The sequence below is a fragment of the Pseudomonas beijingensis genome (assembly GCF_030687295.1).
In the GTDB taxonomy this organism is placed as follows: domain Bacteria; phylum Pseudomonadota; class Gammaproteobacteria; order Pseudomonadales; family Pseudomonadaceae; genus Aquipseudomonas; species Aquipseudomonas beijingensis.
This window is the reverse complement of sequence record NZ_CP117425.1, coordinates 1,630,707-1,650,131: the sequence shown is the minus strand read 5'-3', so window position 1 is coordinate 1,650,131 and position 19,425 is coordinate 1,630,707. Positions and strand designations below refer to the sequence as shown.

At 61.5% G+C, this 19,425-nt stretch carries 13 protein-coding genes, 2 tRNA genes and 1 pseudogene; 2 read left to right on the top strand and 14 right to left on the bottom strand.

Annotation, left to right across the window (positions count from 1 at the left end; translation table 11 throughout):
• Positions 1–144: 144 nt before the first annotated feature.
• The 11 genes from PSH84_RS07540 to rnr all read right to left on the bottom strand — a co-directional run bounded on the left by PSH84_RS07540 (position 145) and on the right by rnr (position 15,141).
• Entirely contained in the window at positions 145–3,441 is a 3,297-nt protein-coding gene (locus PSH84_RS07540) for a transglutaminase family protein (protein WP_305482482.1), read from the bottom strand.
• Between the two features lie 166 nt (positions 3,442–3,607).
• Complete coding sequence (locus tag PSH84_RS07535) at positions 3,608–4,069, bottom strand: hypothetical protein (protein WP_122567298.1); 462 nt, start codon at positions 4,067–4,069, stop codon at positions 3,608–3,610.
• Positions 4,066–4,992, bottom strand: a complete 927-nt coding sequence (ssp4, locus tag PSH84_RS07530; RefSeq protein WP_305482481.1) for an Ssp4 family T6SS effector — start codon at positions 4,990–4,992, stop codon at positions 4,066–4,068. Before ssp4 ends, PSH84_RS07535 begins: the two co-directional genes overlap by 4 nt.
• A gap of 303 nt (positions 4,993–5,295) precedes the next feature.
• Entirely contained in the window at positions 5,296–7,596 is a 2,301-nt protein-coding gene (locus PSH84_RS07525) for a YgiQ family radical SAM protein (protein WP_058546535.1), read from the bottom strand.
• A gap of 250 nt (positions 7,597–7,846) precedes the next feature.
• Positions 7,847–9,244 (bottom strand): replicative DNA helicase, encoded by a 1,398-nt coding sequence (dnaB, locus tag PSH84_RS07520; protein WP_027911801.1) that lies wholly within the window; start codon positions 9,242–9,244, stop codon positions 7,847–7,849.
• A 117-nt stretch (positions 9,245–9,361) separates the two neighbouring features.
• A complete protein-coding gene (gene rplI / locus PSH84_RS07515; RefSeq protein ID WP_003186385.1) occupies positions 9,362–9,808 on the bottom strand; it encodes a 50S ribosomal protein L9 in 447 nt (148 codons plus the stop codon).
• An 18-nt stretch (positions 9,809–9,826) separates the two neighbouring features.
• Complete coding sequence (locus tag PSH84_RS07510) at positions 9,827–10,717, bottom strand: YybS family protein (RefSeq protein ID WP_122567300.1); 891 nt, start codon at positions 10,715–10,717, stop codon at positions 9,827–9,829.
• 36 nt (positions 10,718–10,753) lie between these two features.
• Positions 10,754–10,984, bottom strand: coding sequence for a 30S ribosomal protein S18 (rpsR, locus tag PSH84_RS07505; RefSeq protein ID WP_002551829.1), 231 nt, complete (start codon positions 10,982–10,984; stop codon positions 10,754–10,756).
• A gap of 28 nt (positions 10,985–11,012) precedes the next feature.
• Complete coding sequence (gene rpsF, locus PSH84_RS07500; RefSeq protein ID WP_003186395.1) at positions 11,013–11,441, bottom strand: 30S ribosomal protein S6; 429 nt, start codon at positions 11,439–11,441, stop codon at positions 11,013–11,015.
• A 308-nt stretch (positions 11,442–11,749) separates the two neighbouring features.
• A complete protein-coding gene (gene rlmB, locus PSH84_RS07495) occupies positions 11,750–12,508 on the bottom strand; it encodes a 23S rRNA (guanosine(2251)-2'-O)-methyltransferase RlmB (protein WP_122567301.1) in 759 nt (252 codons plus the stop codon).
• Complete coding sequence (gene rnr / locus PSH84_RS07490; protein WP_305469468.1) at positions 12,505–15,141, bottom strand: ribonuclease R; 2,637 nt, start codon at positions 15,139–15,141, stop codon at positions 12,505–12,507. The genes rlmB and rnr overlap by 4 nt, the downstream gene beginning before the upstream one ends.
• A 227-nt stretch (positions 15,142–15,368) precedes the next feature.
• Here rnr and PSH84_RS07485 point away from each other — a divergent pair.
• Both PSH84_RS07485 and PSH84_RS07480 read left to right on the top strand, forming a co-directional pair.
• A tRNA-Leu gene (locus PSH84_RS07485) sits at positions 15,369–15,455 on the top strand.
• Between the two features lie 177 nt (positions 15,456–15,632).
• A tRNA-Leu gene (locus tag PSH84_RS07480) sits at positions 15,633–15,719 on the top strand.
• Positions 15,720–16,046: 327 nt separating this feature from the next.
• Here PSH84_RS07480 and PSH84_RS28945 read toward each other — a convergent pair.
• From PSH84_RS28945 to PSH84_RS07470, 3 genes and pseudogenes are all read right to left on the bottom strand, one after another.
• Positions 16,047–16,751, bottom strand: a complete 705-nt coding sequence (locus tag PSH84_RS28945) for a methyl-accepting chemotaxis protein (protein WP_406550201.1) — start codon at positions 16,749–16,751, stop codon at positions 16,047–16,049.
• Positions 16,752–16,952: 201 nt separating this feature from the next.
• Positions 16,953–17,006: pseudogene (locus PSH84_RS28940) on the bottom strand (hypothetical protein); the annotation flags it as partial.
• A 1,125-nt stretch (positions 17,007–18,131) separates the two neighbouring features.
• Positions 18,132–19,424, bottom strand: coding sequence for an adenylosuccinate synthase (locus PSH84_RS07470; RefSeq protein ID WP_003186407.1), 1,293 nt, complete (start codon positions 19,422–19,424; stop codon positions 18,132–18,134).
• Position 19,425 lies beyond the last annotated feature (1 nt).

The following is a 19,425-nucleotide window of genomic DNA, read 5'->3' as shown; positions in this document are numbered from 1 at the left end:
AGGTGTGTTTGTGTTGGATCCGGCCTGGGTTTTCAGACTGCAATCATCGTGGCGAGGGAGCTTGCTCCCGCTCGGTTGCGCAGCGACCGCGAAATCTTGGGGCCGCTGCGCAGCCCAGCGGGAGCAAGCTCCCTCGCCACGGGGTTATTTATTCTTTTGAGCACCCTGAAAACGTCGCAGATCCAGCGTAAGTGGAAACTCGTCATCCACCGCCAGGCTGGGTATCGGCAGTTTCCCCGGCGTGTGCCCGAGGCGGAAGAAGCGCGCCATGCGCCGGCTCTCGGCCTCGTTGGCATTCACCGGCAGGCTGTCATAGTTGCGCCCGCCCGGATGGGCCACGTGATACTGGCAACCGCCCACGGAACGTTGCATCCAGGTGTCGAGCAAGTCGAAGACCAGCGGCGCATGCACCGGGATGGTCGGTTGCAGGCAGTTGGCCGGTTGCCAGGCGCGGAAACGCACGCCGGCCACGAATTCGCCGACCCGCCCCGTCGGTTGCAACGGCACCGGCACGCCATTGCAGGTCAGCAGGTAGCGTTGCGGCGCCAGGCCGCTGAGCTTGACCTGCAAACGCTCCAGGGAGGAATCCACATAACGCACGGTGCCGCCCACCGCGCCCTCCTCCCCCAGCACATGCCAAGGCTCGAGGGCTTGGCGCAATTGCAGCTCGATACCACTGACCGCGTAGTCACCCACCTTGGGAAAACGAAACTCCAGGTGCGCGGCGAACCACTCGGCCCGCAGCGGGTAGCCGGCGGCGTTCAGCTCATGGATGACGTCGGCAAAATCCTGCTCGATAAAGTGCGGCAACAGGAAGCGGTCATGCAGCTCGGTGCCCCAGCGCGCCAGTTTCGCCGGTGCATAAGGCTCACGCCAGAACCGCGCCACCAGCGCCCGCAGCAGTAATTGCTGGGCCAGGCTCATGCGGGCGTGGGGCGGCATCTCGAAGGCACGCAACTCTAACAGGCCGAGACGCCCGGTGGCGCCGTCCGGCGAATAGAGCTTGTCGATGCAGAATTCGGCGCGGTGCGTATTGCCGGTCACGTCGATCAGCAGGTTGCGCAGCAAGCGGTCGACCAACCACGGCGGACATTCCTCGCCCGGCTGGGGCATCTGCGCGAATGCGATTTCCAGCTCGTACAACGCGTCGTTGCGCGCCTCGTCCACGCGGGGCGCCTGGGACGTCGGGCCGATGAACAACCCGGAAAACAGGTAGGACAACGCCGGGTGGTTATGCCAATAACTGATCAGGCTGCGCAGCAGGTCGGGACGTCGCAGGAACGGCGAGTCAGCCGGTGTCGCACCACCCAGGACGAAATGGTTGCCGCCGCCCGTGCCGGTGTGGCGGCCATCGATCATGAATTTCTCGGTGGTCAGTCGGGTCTGGCGCGCTTCTTCGTACAAAAATTCAGTGCGCTCGACCAACTCATCCCAGGTCGCCGAGGGCTGTACGTTGACCTCGATAACACCGGGGTCGGGGGTGATGCGGAAATTGCTCAGGCGCGGGTCGCTCGGCGGCTCGTAGCCTTCCAACAGGACCGGACAGTGCAGCTCCTCAGCCGTCGCCTCAATGGCGCTGACCAGCTCCAGATAATCCTCGACCCGCTCCAACGGCGGCATGAACAGATAGAGCCGGCCTTCGCGGGCCTCGGCACAAAAGGCGGTGCGGGTCAGCCAGTCGGCGGATGTGTCGATCTCCGGGACACGCGCCTGCTCGGCGGCCGGCTCGCCGTGACGCGCCAGTTGCTCGGTGCCGGGCAGTTCGGGCAAGTCCTGGTTCGGGTCGGTGGGGTGGATGAACGGGTACTCGGCCGCCGTCACCCAAGGCTGGGACGCCAGCGGCAAGCGATAACCCAGGGGCGAATCCCCCGGCACCAGGCGGCAGTGACTGTCGCGCAGGTACCAGCGACCGCTTTGCCATTGATCGCCCTTGGCGGTGCGAGCCAACGGCAGGACCTGGCCGATGACCTTGTCCAGGCCCTGGCTGAAGACCTTGCGCAACCGTGCACGCTCCAAGGCGTCCTCCAGGCGTGGGTCCTCGGCCGTGACGTTGGAAGGCAATGCTCCTTCGCGCCAGAGGTAATAGAAGTTGTCTTCGTAGGCCGGAAACACGAACCGCGTAGGAATCTTCAAACGCTCGGCGACACTCGCCAGGAAGCGTCCGGCCAGTTCGCCATCAGCGCCGTAATCGTCCTGCTCGTCAGCGATCAACGCACTGTTGTGCCAGATCGGCACTCCGTCGCGCCGCCAATAGCAGTTGAGCGACCAGCGCGGCAGTTGCTCGCCGGGGTACCACTTGCCCTGGCCGAAATGCACCAGCCCCTTGGGCGCATAGTGATTGCGCATGCGCTGGAACAGCTCGGCGGAGAGCCGGCGCTTGTCCGGTCCGAGTGCCGCGGTGTTCCACTCGGCGCCATCCGGGTCATCGATGGAGACAAAGGTTGGTTCGCCGCCCATGGTCAGGCGCACGTCGCCCTCCAGCAGGTCAGCATCGATCTGCCGTCCCAGGGCCTGGATCGCCAGCCATTGCGCGTCGGTGTAAGGTTTGGTCACCCGCGGCGCTTCCCAGACCCGCTCGACGGACATTTCGTGGCTGAACTCGCACTCGCAAGGCTCCACCAAGCCACTGATCGGTGCCGCCGAGGACGGATCGGGACTACAGGCCAGCGGGATGTGGCCTTCACCGGCGAACAACCCAGAGGTCGCATCCAGGCCGATCCAGCCGGCACCGGGCAGGTAGACCTCGCACCAGGCATGCAAGTCGGTGAAATCGACGTCGGTGCCGGACGGGCCATCGAGGCTTTTCACATCGGCGGTCAGCTGGATCAGATAACCGGAGACAAACCGCGCAGCCAGGCCAAGGTTGCGCAGCAACTGCACCAACAACCAGGCTGAGTCGCGGCACGAGCCGGACGCGTGCTCAAGGGTATGCTCCGGGGTCTGCACGCCGGGTTCCATGCGAATCAGGTAGTTGATGTCTTCGCTCAGACGCTGGTTGAGCGCCACCAGGAAATCCACCGCTGGCAACGGCGTGCGGTCGATGCCGTCCAGATAGGCCTGGAACCTCGGCGTCAGTGGCAGGGTTTCCAGGTAAGGCGCCAGTTCCTTGCGTTCGTCAGTCGCGTAGGCGAAGGGAATCTTCTCGGCGTAGGGCTCGAGAAAGAAGTCGAACGGATTGAACACCGCCATTTCCGCCAGCAGATCGACTTCGATCCGCAGCTCCCGGGTTTTCTCGGGAAACACCAACCGCGCCAGGTAATTGCCCTGGGGATCCTGCTGCCAGTTGATGAAATGCTGCTCCGGCGAAACCTTCAGCGCATAGGAAAGAATCCGCGTGCGGCTGTGGGCCGCCGGGCGCAGGCGAACGATCTGCGGTCCGAGTTCGACGGCGCGGTCGTAGCGGTAATGCGTGACGTGATGCAATGCGACATGGATCGACACGACGTGCCTCCTGCGAGCCTGGGCGGTATCGAAAGCGGCGCAAGACTTATGCCATGCAGGCAGGCCGGACACTTTCTTTGTCTACTCAAGCCAGTAGAGCACTAAAAACGCGCGATGCCCGTATTCATCTGTAAAAGGAATGCACATAAATGCGGCGCGAATCGACTCAGCGACGGGGGCGCGAGGCCTTGGCGGCCTGAATGATCAGCGCGCGTTGGCGGCGGATGTCGACGAGTTTGCTGCGCATTTCCCGGTGGCGCTTGCTGTTGAGCAGTAACAGCCCCAGCAGTGGCAACAGCACCGCGAAGAGATACACGCCCTGATGCGGTCGATACGCGAACGTCGGCAGCACCGCCGCCAGACAGGCCAGGAAATACCCCGCCACCCACCAGACCGCCCAGGCGCGCCCGCGAGCGATCAAGAGGTTGCCCAGGACCAGGACGAGCACCAAAGCCAAGGTGCCGAGCCCGACATAGTCGGTCCTGGCTGACGGCTCCAGGGCACGCCAATACGTGGCCCCGGCCAACACAAGCAGCGTGGACCCGGAAAAGCAGCCCAGCAGGATCGTCCCCATGAACACCGGGAAATAGCGGGCGAGAAAGGCCTTCAGCGATCCGCCACCGATCATTCCGTGAACTCCTCATACAGGCCGACGGCAACGGTCTTCACGGCGCCCTCGCCGGTATAACTGCCAATGATCCCCAGCGCGCCCCCAAGGGAGTCCTTTATTTGCGTCAGCGTCGCGTGCCTGATTTCAGCTGAAGAGTAACGTTTGGGCAGGGCCCCCGCGCGTTGCTGCAGCTTGAGTAACTTGGCGGTCAGGCTCGGGTCCTTCAGCGTCAACAGCTCCTTGGTCAGTTTGCTGCGCTCTTGCCGATTCAGGCCCTTGAGCAACTGATACCAACTCTTTCCCGTGCCGGCCGCTTTGTTGGCCTTGAGCAGCCGAACAGTCGTCAGGGCCGAGCCACCGCCCCCCACCAGGGAAACCCCGTCAAGGATCGGCGACACAATGTTGTACCAGTCGGCGTCGTTCATCTCATCGTTGCCGGTCGGATTGGTCAGCTCATTGGCCACCCGCATCCCGCCAATGACGCATTGCGCGGTGCTGGCCGTCGCGGCAGCGGCGCCCAGGGCAACGACAAAGGCACTTGCCCCTGCCGTAAAGGGCACCGCGACGCTGCCGCTGAACACCACCACCCAACCAATCACCGCGGCGACACAGGACAAGCCGGCGTTGGTTGCTTCAAGCCCGAGCTTGGACTCGCGGGGGCTGCTTTTGACCTGATCGATGAACTGCTGCGGCGCGATGTATTTTTTCGCCTCGCGCAGAATGATGCGCTTGGGCGCGATGCTGCAAATCGGCTTGAACTCGCGCAGGGTCACGACGTTGTATTCGGAATCGACATACACCACACCCGCCCCGGCGATGCCAGGATCGGCGTCAATAGCAGCAAACAGGCGCGGCAGGTTGATCTGGCTTTCGATGCGTTTGCGGGCCATGAACTGGGAGAAGCTCAGGTCCATGCCGATGCCCGTTGTAGCGCTGCTCATATGAATCGTCCTTGAGAATCGGAAAGTGAGACTTTTATCTACACTGAACCCCTGTGGCGAGGGAGCTTGCTCCCGCTGGGCTGCGAAGCAGCCCCCAAACAAACCAATGCAATTTTCCCAGACAGACCTTGCCAGCAGGTTTGCGACGGCTCCGCCGTCGAGCGGGAGCAAGCTCCCTCGCCACAAGGGTAACGCGTAGCTTCTGGCACTGTCGGGCGGGCGCCACGATAACAAACGGCCAGCAGCGCCGCTAGAAAGCAAAACGCCAGCACTTAGGCTGGCGTTTGCAATGTGGCTTGGCGATCAGCGAGGCACGACAGGCTTGCGCGCCGGTTTCGGTCCCTTGCCCTTGGCGGCGTCCTTGCGTTCCTTGGCGGCCTGCTGGTTGCGGGCGAATGCCGCGGCCTTGGCCTGCTCGCGCTTGTCCCACGGATTGCCGCCGTCGCTGGCCCGCGGTGGCAGGCCGGTGTGCTGGGTCAGAATCTTGGTGGTTTCCTTGCCCACTTTATGGCTGCCGGCTGGCGTCGAGTTCTTGCGTCGGGCGCTCTGGTAGCTGTCGGTGGCCGGCTGGTGCAACGGAATCAACTGGTTCTTGCCCGGCCCGATCAGGTCGGCGCGGCCCATGCGAGTCAACGCTTCGCGCAGCATCGGCCAGCCCTTGGGGTCGTGATACCGCAGGAAGGCCTTGTGCAGGCGGCGTTGCTCCTCGCTCTTGACGATGGTCACCGCATCGCTCTTGTAGGTGACCTTGCGCAGCGGGTTCTTGCCCGAGTGGTACATGGCCGTGGCGGTGGCCATCGGCGACGGATAGAACGCCTGCACCTGGTCGGCCCGAAAACCGTTGCCCTTGAGCCACAGTGCCAGGTTCATCATATCTTCGTCGGTGGTGCCCGGGTGGGCCGCGATGAAGTACGGAATCAGGTACTGCTCTTTCCCGGCTTCCTTGGTGTACTTCTCGAACATCCGCTTGAATTTGTCATAGCTGCCGATGCCCGGCTTCATCATCTGGTTGAGCGGGCCTTCCTCGGTGTGCTCCGGAGCGATCTTCAGGTAACCGCCCACGTGGTGGGTCACCAGCTCCTTGACGTATTCCGGTGACTCGACCGCCAGGTCGTAACGCAGACCAGAGGCAATCAGGATCTTTTTCACCCCAGGCAAGGCCCGGGCGCTGCGGTACAGCTGGATCAGCGAAGAATGGTCGGTGTTCAGGTTCGGGCAGATGCCGGGGAACACGCAGGACGGCTTGCGGCACGCGGATTCGATTTCCGGGCTCTTGCAGGCAATGCGATACATGTTCGCGGTCGGGCCGCCGAGGTCGGAAATGACCCCGGTGAAGCCCGGGACCTTGTCGCGGATCTCTTCGATCTCGCGGATGATCGACTCTTCGGAACGGTTCTGGATGATCCGGCCTTCGTGCTCGGTGATCGAGCAGAAGGTGCAGCCACCAAAGCAGCCGCGCATGATGTTCACCGAGAAACGGATCATCTCGTAGGCTGGAATTTTCTCCTTGCCGTACGCCGGATGGGGAACACGTGCGTAAGGCATGCCGAACACGTAGTCCATTTCCTCGGTGGTCATCGGAATGGGCGGCGGGTTGAACCAGACGTCGACTTCGCCGTGCTTCTGAACCAGGGCGCGGGCGTTGCCCGGGTTGGTTTCCAAGTGCAACACGCGGTTGGCGTGGGCGTAGAGCACCGCATCGCCACGGACCTTTTCCACCGAGGGCAGGCGAATCACGGTCTTGTCGCGGGTCATTTTCGGGCTCGCCAGGATCTGCACGACCTTGGCTTCGCTCGGATCCTCAACCGGACCTTTTTCCTGCTCGATGGCACAAGCAGCGGTGTCCTGGGTATTCACGTACGGGTTGATGATCTTGTCGATCTTGCCCGGACGGTCGATACGCGTGGAGTCGACTTCGTACCAGCCCTGCGGTGTGTCACGACGGATAAACGCGGTGCCGCGTACGTCGGTGATGTCTTCGATCTTGTGGCCGTAGGACAGGCGCTGGGCGACTTCGACAATCGCCCGCTCGGCGTTGCCGTAGAGCAGGATGTCGGCGCAGGCGTCGATCAGGATCGAGTTGCGCACCCGGTCCTGCCAGTAATCGTAATGGGCGATGCGGCGCAGGGAGGCTTCGATGCCGCCGAGCACGATCGGTACGTGCTTGTAGGCTTCCTTGCAGCGCTGGCTGTAGACCAGGCTCGCACGGTCCGGCCGCTTGCCGGCCATGCCGCCCGGGGTGTAGGCGTCATCGGAGCGAATTTTCTTGTCAGCGGTGTAGCGGTTGATCATCGAGTCCATGTTGCCGGCCGCGACGCCGAAAAACAGGTTGGGCTCGCCGAGCTTCATGAAGTCGTCTTTGGACTGCCAGTTCGGCTGGGCAATGATCCCGACACGAAAGCCCTGGGCTTCCAGCAAACGGCCGATGATCGCCATGCCGAACGACGGGTGATCGACGTAGGCATCACCGGTCACGATGATGATGTCGCATGAATCCCAGCCAAGCTGATCCATCTCCTCCCTGCTCATGGGCAGGAATGGCGCTGGGCCGAAACATTCGGCCCAGTACTTGGGATAGTCAAATAACGGCTTGGCTGCTTGCATGTCGATGACCGGTATAAAAGATGAAAAATCGCGGGCGCGGAATATAGCACAAATTTTGACCAATTCCGACGGCTATGGTCGGAAATCGGCGGCGCACCGCATATCAAATGTGGGAGCGAGCTTGCTCGCGAAGGGGCCAGCCCATTCAATGCATGTGCTGACAGTTGCACCGCTATCGCGAGCAAGCTCGCTCCCACAGGAGAAGTGCAATCTTCTGGAAAAGGGCCCGCCTCAATAGATGCCGAACAGGTTACTCGTCATCATCAAAATTGTAGCTACCCGGCGCCAGGTTCTCGAATCGGGTGTATTTACCGATGAACGCCAGGCGAATGAAACCGATCGGGCCGTTCCGCTGCTTGCCGATGATGATTTCGGCGATGCCCTTGTGTTCCGTCTCGGGGTGGTACACCTCGTCACGGTACACGAACATGATGACGTCGGCGTCCTGCTCGATCGCTCCGGATTCCCGCAAGTCGGAGTTCACCGGACGCTTGTTGGGGCGCTGCTCCAGGGAACGGTTCAACTGGGAAAGCGCCACCACCGGGCAGTTGAATTCCTTGGCCAGGGCCTTGAGGGAACGGGAGATTTCGGAAATCTCGTTGGTCCGGTTGTCGCCGCTGGAACCGGGAATCTGCATCAACTGCAGGTAGTCGATCATGATCAGCGCGATATCGCCGTGCTCACGCACCAGGCGACGGGTTCGGGCGCGCATTTCCGACGGACTGATACCCGCCGTGTCATCGATGAACAGCTTGCGGTCGTTGAGCAGGTTGACCGCCGAGGTGAGGCGCGGCCAGTCGTCGTCTTCCAGCTGGCCGGAACGGACCTTGGTCTGGTCGATACGCCCCAGGGACGAGAGCATACGCATGATCAGCGATTCGCCTGGCATCTCGAGGGAGTACACCAGCACGGCCTTGTCGCTGCGCAGCACGGCGTTTTCCACCAGGTTCATCGCAAAGGTGGTCTTACCCATGGACGGACGGCCGGCGACGATGATCAGGTCGGACGGCTGCAGGCCGCTGGTCTTCTCGTCGAGGTCGGTGTAGCCGGTGGACAGGCCGGTGATGGCGTTGTCGGTGTTGAACAAGGTGTCGATGCGGTCGATGGCCTTGGTCAACAGGTCGTTGACGCTCACCGGGCCGCCGGTTTTCGGCCGGGCCTCGGCGATCTGGAAGATCTGCCGTTCGGCTTCGTCAAGGATCTCGGCGGCGGTGCGGCCTTCCGGGTTGAAGGCGCTGTCGGCGATCTCGGTGCTGATGCCAATCAACTGGCGCAAGGTTGCCCGCTCGCGGACGATCTGGGCATAGGCCTTGATGTTGGCGACCGACGGCGTGTTTTTCGCCAGCTCGCCCAGGTAACCGAGGCCGCCGACCTGGGACGTCTGCCCTTCCTTGTCCAATTGCTCGGCCAGGGTGACGACGTCGATCGGCATGTTCTGATCGGCCAGACGGGCGATCGCACGGAAAATCAGGCGGTGGTCATGCCGGTAGAAATCGCCGTCGGAGACTTGATCGAGCACGCGTTCCCAGGCGTTGTTGTCCAGCATCAGGCCACCGAGCACGGCCTGTTCGGCCTCGATGGAATGCGGAGGCACCTTCAGGGCAGCGGTTTGCAGATCATATTGCTCGGGAGCGGTGATTTCGTTCATGGCCACGTCTGGTTATGAAATTCAGCAATTGCAGAAAGACAAAGGGCACGACCTGTAAACAGGATCGTGCCCGATGTTACCGGCAAGCACCCGAGGGTGCCAGCCGACAGGTGTTGCTTAGGCTGCTACCACGACAACGCGTACGGTGGCTTCAACTTCGGCGTGCAGGTGCACGGCTACGTCGAATTCGCCTACGTTGCGGATGGTGCCGTTCGGCAGACGAACTTCGCTTTTCGCCACTTCAACGCCGGAGGCGGTCAGTGCGTCAGCGATGTCGTGAGTACCGATCGAACCGAACAGCTTGCCTTCGTCGCCAGCGGTGGCAGTGATGGTCACTTCCAGCTCGGCCAGTTGGGCAGCACGGCTTTCAGCCGATGCCTTACGGTCTGCGGCGGCTTTTTCCAGCTCAGCGCGACGCTCTTCGAACGCAGCCAGGTTGGCAGCGGTCGCAGCGGTGGCTTTGCCGAAAGGCAGCAGGTAGTTACGACCGTAGCCGGCCTTAACGTTTACTTTGTCGCCCAGGTTGCCCAGGTTGGCGATTTTTTCCAGAAGGATCAGTTGCATGTGAAAATCCTCTAACTTTTAACCTTCACCGTTCGCGTTGTCGGCGTCTTTCGGCGCCATACGACCGCGAAAATCAATCAGGCTGTCGACGATGGCCAAGACCACGAGCAACGGACCGAGCAAGTGCATGAAAGGCAACAACGTCACGTATATCCCCACCAGCCAGAACGTGGCCAGTCGCTTCTGCGCCACCAGCCCATGAATCAGGGCCAAGCCGGCGAAGACCAGCGGTACACTGCACAGCGGCAACAGGATCAGTGCATGCAGCCCGAAAAACGGAGCCACACACATGACGGCCAGCAGTGACAGCGCCACGCTCTTGGGGAATCGGATGGCGCGAAACTCGCGACCGAAACCACCGGGGTTATACAACGACGCCTGCCAATAGCGCCCAAGAATCAGGCACAGCACGCTAAAGATCTGCAGCGAAGACGCTATCGAAATGATCATCAGCGGAGCGCTCAGGGCGGTGAGAAACGCCTTCTGGTCTGCCGAGAATGTCTCGTAGACCTCACCCATCGCCAGCGGCAGGACGTGTTCGAACGTCTGCGCCAGTGACTCGATGAAGGAACTGAAGACAGTTCCCAGGCTCACCGCACACAACAACCCCACGGCCACGCTGCACAGCAGCACGCGGTTCCAGGTATGACCGGCGCGCAAAACCAACGCCAGGCCACCAGCCCCGAGCAACACCAGGAGTGTTGTCGGGTCCTTCAGGAAGTACCAGCTCACCAACGCTGATAGCAACCCGATACCCAGGACGCTCAAGGCGTCCGAACCGCGCCGCAGGAGCACAAGGCACCCAGCGGCGGCACTCAACCAGAACAACAGCGGCAATGCCGCGGATCCGGCCACAACCAGCGTGGCCTGCACACGTCCCCGCATGATGAAGTCAGCTAAGGCGCGCATGCATTCAATCCCTTACTACTCGTCGACTGCCCGGTCTCAGCGGCCGTGGCTGTCGGTGTAGGCCAGCAGGGCCAGGAAGCGGGCGCGCTTGATAGCGGTGGCCAGCTGACGCTGATAACGAGCTTTGGTACCGGTGATACGGCTTGGAACGATTTTGCCGGTCTCGGATACGTAGGCTTTCAGAGTGTTGAGATCTTTGTAATCGATCTCTTTCACGTCTTCAGCGGTGAAGCGGCAGAATTTACGACGACGGAAGAAACGTGCCATGTGATTGGCTCCTTAAAAGGTCCGTGGATTACTCGTCAGCGTTATCGCTGTTGTCGCTGTCGCTATCGCTGTCATCGCCATCGGCGCTGTCAGAGTGCTCAGGACGGTCGCGACGCTCACGGCGCTCACTGCGGTTTTCTTCAGCCTTGAGCATCTCGGATTGGCCGGTGACGGCTTCTTCGCGACGGATGACCAGGTTACGGATCACTGCATCGTTGTAGCGGAAGTTGTCTTCCAGCTCGGCCAGGGCCTTGCCAGTGCACTCAACGTTCAGCATCACGTAGTGAGCCTTGTGAACATTGTTGATTGCGTAGGCCAGTTGACGACGGCCCCAATCTTCCAGACGGTGGATTTTGCCGCCGTCTTCTTCGATCAGCTTGGTGTAACGCTCAACCATGCCGCCGACTTGCTCGCTTTGATCCGGGTGGACCAAAAAGATGATTTCGTAATGACGCATGAATGCTCCTTACGGGTTGTAGCCTGCCGCTCAAAAACGGTCAGACAAGGAGTGAATGACACTTATGGACTTGTGGACGCTAGACACATAAGTGCCTGCCATCACAGCAAGGGGCGCAATTGTAGAGAAGGGCCGAGGGCGGCGCAAGGCAATTGGCGATTATTTGAACAACCGCCAATCCCTGCTCCTCACACAAAACCAATGTGGGAGCGAGCTTGCTCGCGATAGCGGCATGCCAGTCGACATTGCTGTCACTGATACACCGTCATCGCGAGCAAGCCCGCTCCCACAATGGATTTGCGTCTGGATCAGGGCTTTTTGGCGACAGCCTTGACGCTGCGCTGGCGCAGCGCTTCGAACAGGCACACACCGGTGGCCACCGAGACGTTGAGGCTGCTGACGCTGCCAGCCATCGGCAGCTTGACCAGATAGTCGCAATGCTCGCGGGTCAGGCGGCGCATGCCCTTGCCTTCGGCGCCCATGATCAGGATCGTCGGGCCCGTCAGGTCCTGGTCATAGATGCTGACCTCGGCCTCGCCCGCCGTGCCGACCACCCACAGGCCACGCTGCTGGAGTTTTTCCAGGGTGCGCGCCAGGTTGGTCACCGCCACCAACGGGATCACTTCAGCCGCGCCGCAAGCGACTTTACGCACCACCGGCGTCAACGTCGCCGACTTGTCTTTAGGCACGATGACCGCCAACGCACCGGCGGCGTCCGCCGAACGCAGACAGGCGCCCAGGTTATGCGGGTCGGTGACGCCGTCCAGCACCAACAACAGGGGGGCGCCTTCGGTGCGATCGAGCAGTTCGTCGAGCATCGCCTCGCCCCAGACCTGGCTCGGGCTGACTTCGGCCACGACGCCCTGGTGAACGCCTTCGACCCACACATCCATTTCACGACGCTCGGCCTGGCCGATGGCAACCTTGTTTTGGGTGGCCAGCTCGACCAGCGCTTGCACACGCGGCTCGCTGCGACCTTCCGCCAACCACACTTGCTTGACACGTTTGGGGTGGTGACGCAGCAGTGCTTCTACGGCGTGCACGCCGTAGATTTTTTCCAGACTCATGACTTGGCCTTAGGTTTGCGCGACCCGCCGCTTTTCGCGGGGGCCGAACCCGCTTTTGGCGGGCCTTTACGGTGTTTGCTTGGCTTGCTCGACGGCTTTTCCGCCCCGTGGGACTTTCCCCCAGACGCCGCTTTACCACCGCTTTTGGCTTCGTTGAGCAACTGCTGCTTCAACTCGCGGCTCTTGCGCAGTTCGGCGTTCTTCGCCGCTGCGTCGCTGGGGCGGTAGGCCTCGGGCGCCTTGTCCTTGACAGACGAACGGCGACCGGCCTTGGCTGGCTCAGGCTCTGCGGCTTTGGCAGGAGCACCTTTACCTCTACCTTTGGTCGCAGGCGCTGCGGTCTCGCTGCCACGCTTTTTACGGCCAGTCGGTGCCTCAGCGGGTTTGTCGGACATTCCGAAGTCGATCTTGCGCTCATCGAGGTCGACGCGCATGACCTGCACTTCCACGGTGTCGCCCAGACGGAAGCTGCGACCGGTGCGCTCTCCCGCCAGGCGGTGATGCACAGGATCAAAGTGGTAGTAATCACCCGGCAAGGCGGTGACGTGCACCAAGCCCTCGACGTAGATGTCGGTCAGTTCGACAAACAAACCAAAGCCGGTCACCGCCGTGATCACGCCTGGGAACGACTCGCCCACGCGGTCTTTCATGAACTCGCACTTGAGCCAATTCACCACGTCGCGGGTGGCTTCGTCGGCGCGGCGTTCGCTCATGGAGCACTGTTCGCCCAACTGTTCCAGGGCCGCTTCGTCGTACGGATAGATCCGTGCCTTCGGAATGGTCATGGCACCGGCGCGCTTGACGTGCGGGGTGTTCTGCTTGGAATGGATCACGCTGCGGATCGCGCGGTGCGTGAGCAAGTCCGGGTAACGGCGGATCGGCGAGGTAAAGTGGGTGTACGCCTCGTAATTCAGGCCGAAGTGGCCCTGGTTGTCAGCGCTGTACACCGCCTGGCTCAGGGAGCGCAACATCACCGTCTGGATCACATGGTAATCCGGGCGGTCCTTGATGCTGGCCAGCAGTGCCTGGTAGTCCTTCGGCGTCGGGCCGTCCTTGCCTTTGTGCAGGGACAGGCCGAGCTCGCCGAGGAAGGCGCGCAGTTTTTCCAGACGCTCCGGCGGCGGGCCGTCGTGCACGCGGTACAACGCAGGAATCTCGTGCTTCTTGAGGAATTCCGCAGTGGCCACGTTGGCCGCCAGCATGCACTCCTCGATCAGCTTGTGCGCATCGTTACGGGTCGTCGGGGTGATTGCGGCGATCTTGCGCTCGGAACCGAAGACAATCCGGGTTTCCTGGGTCTCAAAATCGATCGCGCCACGCACGTGACGGGCCCCCAGCAACACCTTGTACAGCGCGTACAGCTGCTTGAGATGCGGTACCACGCCAGCGTATTCGGTACGCAGCGCCTTGGCTTCACTGGTCTTCGGCGTTTCCAGGATGGTGCTGACCTTGTTGTAGGTCAGGCGCGCCTGGGAGTGGATCACCGCTTCGTAGAACTGGTAGTCGGTCATTTCGCCGGTTTTGGAGATGGTCATCTCGCACACCATGGCCAAACGGTCGACTTTCGGGTTCAGCGAGCACAGGCCGTTGGACAGCTGCTCAGGCAGCATCGGGATCACGCGCTCAGGGAAATACACGGAGTTGCCGCGCACCTGGGCTTCGTTATCCAGGGCCGAACCGATCTTCACGTAGCTGGACACGTCGGCAATCGCGACGAACAACTTCCAACCGCCGGAGAACAGGCGCAGCTTGCCGGGCTTGGCTTCGCAGTAGACCGCATCGTCGAAGTCGCGGGCATCTTCGCCGTCGATGGTGACGAACGGCAGATGGCGCAGGTCGATGCGTTTTTCTTTATCTTTCTCTTCGACTTCCGGCTTGAGCTTGGCGGCTTCCTTGAGCACAGCCTCGGGCCAGACGTGAGGAATGTCGTAGGTGCGCAGCGCAACGTCGATTTCCATGCCCGGCGCCATGTAGTTGCCGACCACTTCAACGATATCGCCCTGTGGCTGGAAGCGCGCTGTAGGCCAGTGGGTGATTTTCACCTCGACGAACTGACCCACCTTGGCGGCGCCATTACGGCCCGGGGTAATCAGCACTTCCTGCTGAACCTTCGGGTTATCCGGCACAACAAAACCGATACCGCCTTCTTCGAAGTAACGGCCGACGATGCTTTCATGGGCACGGGACACCACTTCGACGATCACGCCTTCGCGACGACCACGACGGTCCAGGCCGGACACACGGGCCAGGGCCCGGTCGCCGTCGAACACCAGGCGCATTTGCGCCGGGCTCATGAACAGGTCGTCGCTGCCGTCGTCCGGGATCAGGAAGCCGAAGCCATCACGGTGACCGGCGATGCGGCCCAGGATCAGGTCGAGCTTGTCCACTGGCGCATAGGTGCCGCGTCGGGTGTAGATCAGTTGAGCGTCGCGCTCCATGGCGCGCAGACGGCGGCGCAGGGCTTCGAGTTGGTCCTCGGTGGTCAGACCGAACTCTTCGACCAACTGCTCGCGGCTAGCAGGCGAACCCCGATCGGCGAGATGCGCCAGGATCAGTTCACGGCTAGGAATAGGGTTTTCATATTTTTCCGCTTCACGAGCGGCCTCGGGATCGAGGGACTGCCAATCGGCCATTAGAGAGTTTTCACCTTGTCTATATGCGGGTTAGTTTGGCATAGGCTTAATGAAACGGGAAATTTCAAGCATCCGATAGCGTTTTCAGGGTCATTTGACCTGCCTTCGAAGCACTCGGAAAGCACCGCTCGTGAAATTTAGCGGTTTTTTTCTCCGGAGGGGTTTACAGTTAAAAACACGCTCCGTATAGTGCGCGCCATCGACGACGTACACACGTTGCCGATACTGCCCAGATGGTGAAATTGGTAGACACGCCAGCTTCAGGTGCTGGTGACCGCAAGGTCGTGGAAGTTCGAGTCTTCTTCTGGGCACCAATTTCGAGCAACAGGTCAAGGGCCTGGCAGCTCAACAAAAACCCGCGAAAGCGGGTTTTTGCATTTCTGCCCCCCTGCAATTGCGTTTGGCAATTACTAAAACAAAAACAGGGGTTTACAGATCAAAACGCGCTCCGTATAGTGCGCCACATCAACAGCGGCAACGCTGAAGATGCTGCCCAGATGGTGAAATTGGTAGACACGCCAGCTTCAGGTGCTGGTGACCGCAAGGTCGTGGAAGTTCGAGTCTTCTTCTGGGCACCAATTCAAGCTTCAAGGTCACGGCCTTGAACCTCACAGAAACCCGCGAAAGCGGGTTTTTGCGTTTCTGCTATCTGAAAATTGCGAACAATTGGATCGGAGTACGACCGGGAGAACCCGGTCGACTGTCAGGCCGCCATCGCGAGCAAGCTCGCTCCCACACTGGGTCGGTGACGATCTACAGATTGCGGCCACTGCAATCCCTGCGGGAGCGAGCTTGCTCGCGATGGCGGTAGGTCTGCTTGCATCAATGCTGAATGTGCCACCGTCTTCGCGAGCAAGCCCGCTCCCACACAGGCTTTGGTCGCGTATAAGCCTGTGGAAACCCGATCAAGCCCTGAACTGCCCCAAACTCGCCTTCAACTGCGCTGCCAAACTATCCAGCACCTTGCCACTGGCCGTGGTCTCAACCACAGCCTGGGCCGCTTTCTCAGCCTGGGCATGAATGGTCTCCACCCGCCCACGCACCGCTTGCGCGCCCTGGGCCTGATGAGCCGCCGCCTGAGTCGCCAGGCCAATGGCCGCATGCACCTGCTCTACAGAGGCCTGCACCGACTGCTGCAAGCGCGCACTGTCACGCAGCACCAACAGACCCTCATTGGCCTGGCGCCCGGCCTGGCCAATGGCGGCCACCGCCTCGCGAGCGCCCTGCTGCAGGGCCACGATATGCGCCTGGATGTCCCCCGTAGAGCTCTGGGTCTTGCTCGCCAACGCCCGCACCTCATCCGCCACCACCGCAAAACCGCGCCCGGTTTCCCCGGCCCGCGCCGCCTCGATGGCCGCGTTCAAGGCCAGCAAGTTGGTCTGCTCGGCGATGCCGTGAATCACGGTCAGCACCACTTCAATCTGTTCGCTCTGCTGCGCCAGCCGCTCGATCACTTTCGCCCCGGTATCGACCTGTCCGGCCAAAGCCTCGATCAAGCCGCTGACCTTGGTCGAAGTGCGCGTGTTTTCATCGGTGGCCTGGCGGATCTCCACCACTTGCTGCAGGGCCGCCTGCATCGCCTGGCTTTCCGATTGAGCCTCGTCAGCCATTTGCGACAGCGCACGCAGGCTCTCGGCCACTTCATCACGCTGCATCCCGGCCGCCGCATCGGCACCGGAGTTGCGCAAGGTCATCGCACCGATTTCCACACCGGTACGCTGGGCCACATCACCCGCCTCACGCACAATGGGCTGCAACTTATCCACAAAGCGATTGACCGCCGAGGCCATGTCACCGATTTCGTCCTTGCTGTTGATTTGCACACGCTTGGTCAGGTCACCCTCGCCCGCCGCCAGGTCATTCATGGCCGCGATCAGCAGCTTCAAGCGATTGACCACCCGACGCCCCAGCACCACGGCCAGCAACACCAGCACGCCGAAGCCCACCAGCGCCAGACCCAAGCCGATGCGCCAGCGCAGGGTGCCCGCCGCGTCCTGCACGGTGCTGGCGGTGTTGGTCTGCATTTGCGTGGCCGTGGCCTGGGCCGACGCCAGGCGACCGCGCATGGCGGTGGCGCTGTCGGCCGCCGCCCCTTTGAGGCTGTCACCGACCAATTGGTCGCTGCTGGCGATCAAGGCCGAGAAGCGCTGGTCCAGCGCCTTCAGGTCGGCTTCAACGGACGCCGTGGAAACCCCCATCAAGACTTTGCCGATTTCCACCCCATTGGGGTTGATCGAGGCTTCAAGGTAATACACCGACGGATCGTTCTTTGCCGCGTCCAGCACCTTATCCAGCGCCCGCTCGCCTTTACCCTTCTCCAACAACGCCTTGTTGATCGGGTTTTCCCGGTTCAGATACCGAGTCAAGTGCTCACCGGCAGCATCGTCATAGATGACGAACAGCACGTTGGGATTGCGCTGGGCCCGACGGGCGAATTCAGAGAGGGTGGGCACGTCGTTGTCCCACATGGCGCGCGGCGCAACGGAAGCCAGGAGTTGCGCCATATCATTGGCGGAATCCCTCAAGTCCTTCTCCAAGGTCCCACGCAACTGCGCCTGCTCGTCCTTCAGGCGAGCGGAAAGCCCGACATTGAGCCGCTGGCGGGTATTGGCGGACAGGCTGTCCAGGCTCGAGGTGACCTCGCGCCCGGCCTGCTCCAGTTCGGCGGAGAGCTTCTGGCTGTCCGCTCCCAACCGCGCGCCCAGGTCGGCTTCCAGCGCCGTGACGGTGCTTCGGGTCAGCGCAACGGCCACCAGCACCTGCACCAAAAGGGCGATACCCAGGGTAACGAACACAGGCCGCAGTAAACGGCTTTGTAACAGTGAGAGAACGGCCGACACGTGAAATCCCTCTACCAAACGCCATTAATTTGATGGCACTCGGGAAAGCGGTGCCTTAATGGAGTTGCATAGCAAGTGTCGTGCCGCCCGACAGGCAGAAACGACAAAGGGCCCCGACGAGGGCCCTTTGTGTTTCACATCAACGACTTATCAGGCAAACGGATGACGCAGAACGATGGTTTCGTTGCGGTCCGGCCCCGTCGAAATAATGTCGATCGGCGCTCCGACCAACTCTTCGACGCGTTTGATGTAGTTGCGCGCAGCCACCGGCAGCTCTTCCAGGGTCTTGGCACCCACGGTCGATTCAGTCCAGCCTGGCATCTGCTCGTACACCGGCTCCAGGCCGATGTAGCTGTCGGCGTCGGTCGGTGCGTCGATGACGGCGCCGTCCTGGTTCTTGTAGCCCACGCAGATATTGATGGTTTCCAGGCCGTCCAGTACGTCCAGCTTGGTCAGGCACAGGCCCGAGATGCTGTTGACGTCGATGGCGCGACGCAGGATGACGGCATCGAACCAGCCGCAACGACGGGCACGACCGGTGGTGGCACCGAATTCGTGGCCGCGCTTGGCCAGGAAGGCACCGACGTCGTCGAACAGCTCAGTCGGGAATGGACCCGAACCGACGCGAGTGGTGTAGGCCTTGGTGATACCCAGGATGTAGTCCAGGTACATCGGACCGAAACCCGAACCGGTGGCGATGCCGCCAGCGGTGGTGTTGGAACTGGTGACGTACGGGTAGGTACCGTGGTCGATGTCCAGCAGCGAACCCTGGGCACCTTCGAACATGATGTCCTTGCCGGCGCGACGCAGCTCGTGCAGCTCGGCAGTGACGTCGAGCATCATCGGCTTGAGCAGCTCGGCGTATTCCATGCACTCGTCCAGGGTCTTCTGGAAGTCGATGGCCGGTTCTTTGTAGTAATTGACCAGGACGAAGTTGTGGTAGTCCAGCAACTCGCCCAGCTTGGCGGCGAAACGCTCACGGTGGAACAGGTCACCGATGCGCAGGCCACGACGGGCCACCTTGTCTTCGTAGGCCGGGCCGATGCCACGACCGGTGGTGCCGATCTTCAGCTCGCCACGGGCCTTTTCACGGGCCTGGTCCAGCGCCACGTGATAGGACAGGATCAGCGGGCAGGACGGACTGATACGCAGGCGCTCGCGCACCGGTACGCCTTTTTCTTCCAGCTTGATGATTTCCCGCAGCAAGGCATCGGGCGCAACCACCACACCGTTGCCGATCAGGCACTGGACGCCTTCGCGCAGCACGCCCGACGGAATCAGGTGCAGGACGGTTTTTTCACCGTCGATCACCAAAGTGTGGCCTGCGTTGTGGCCACCCTGGTAGCGCACTACGGCGGCAGCATGTTCGGTCAGCAGATCAACGATCTTGCCTTTGCCCTCATCACCCCACTGGGTGCCCAGGACTACGACATTCTTACCCATA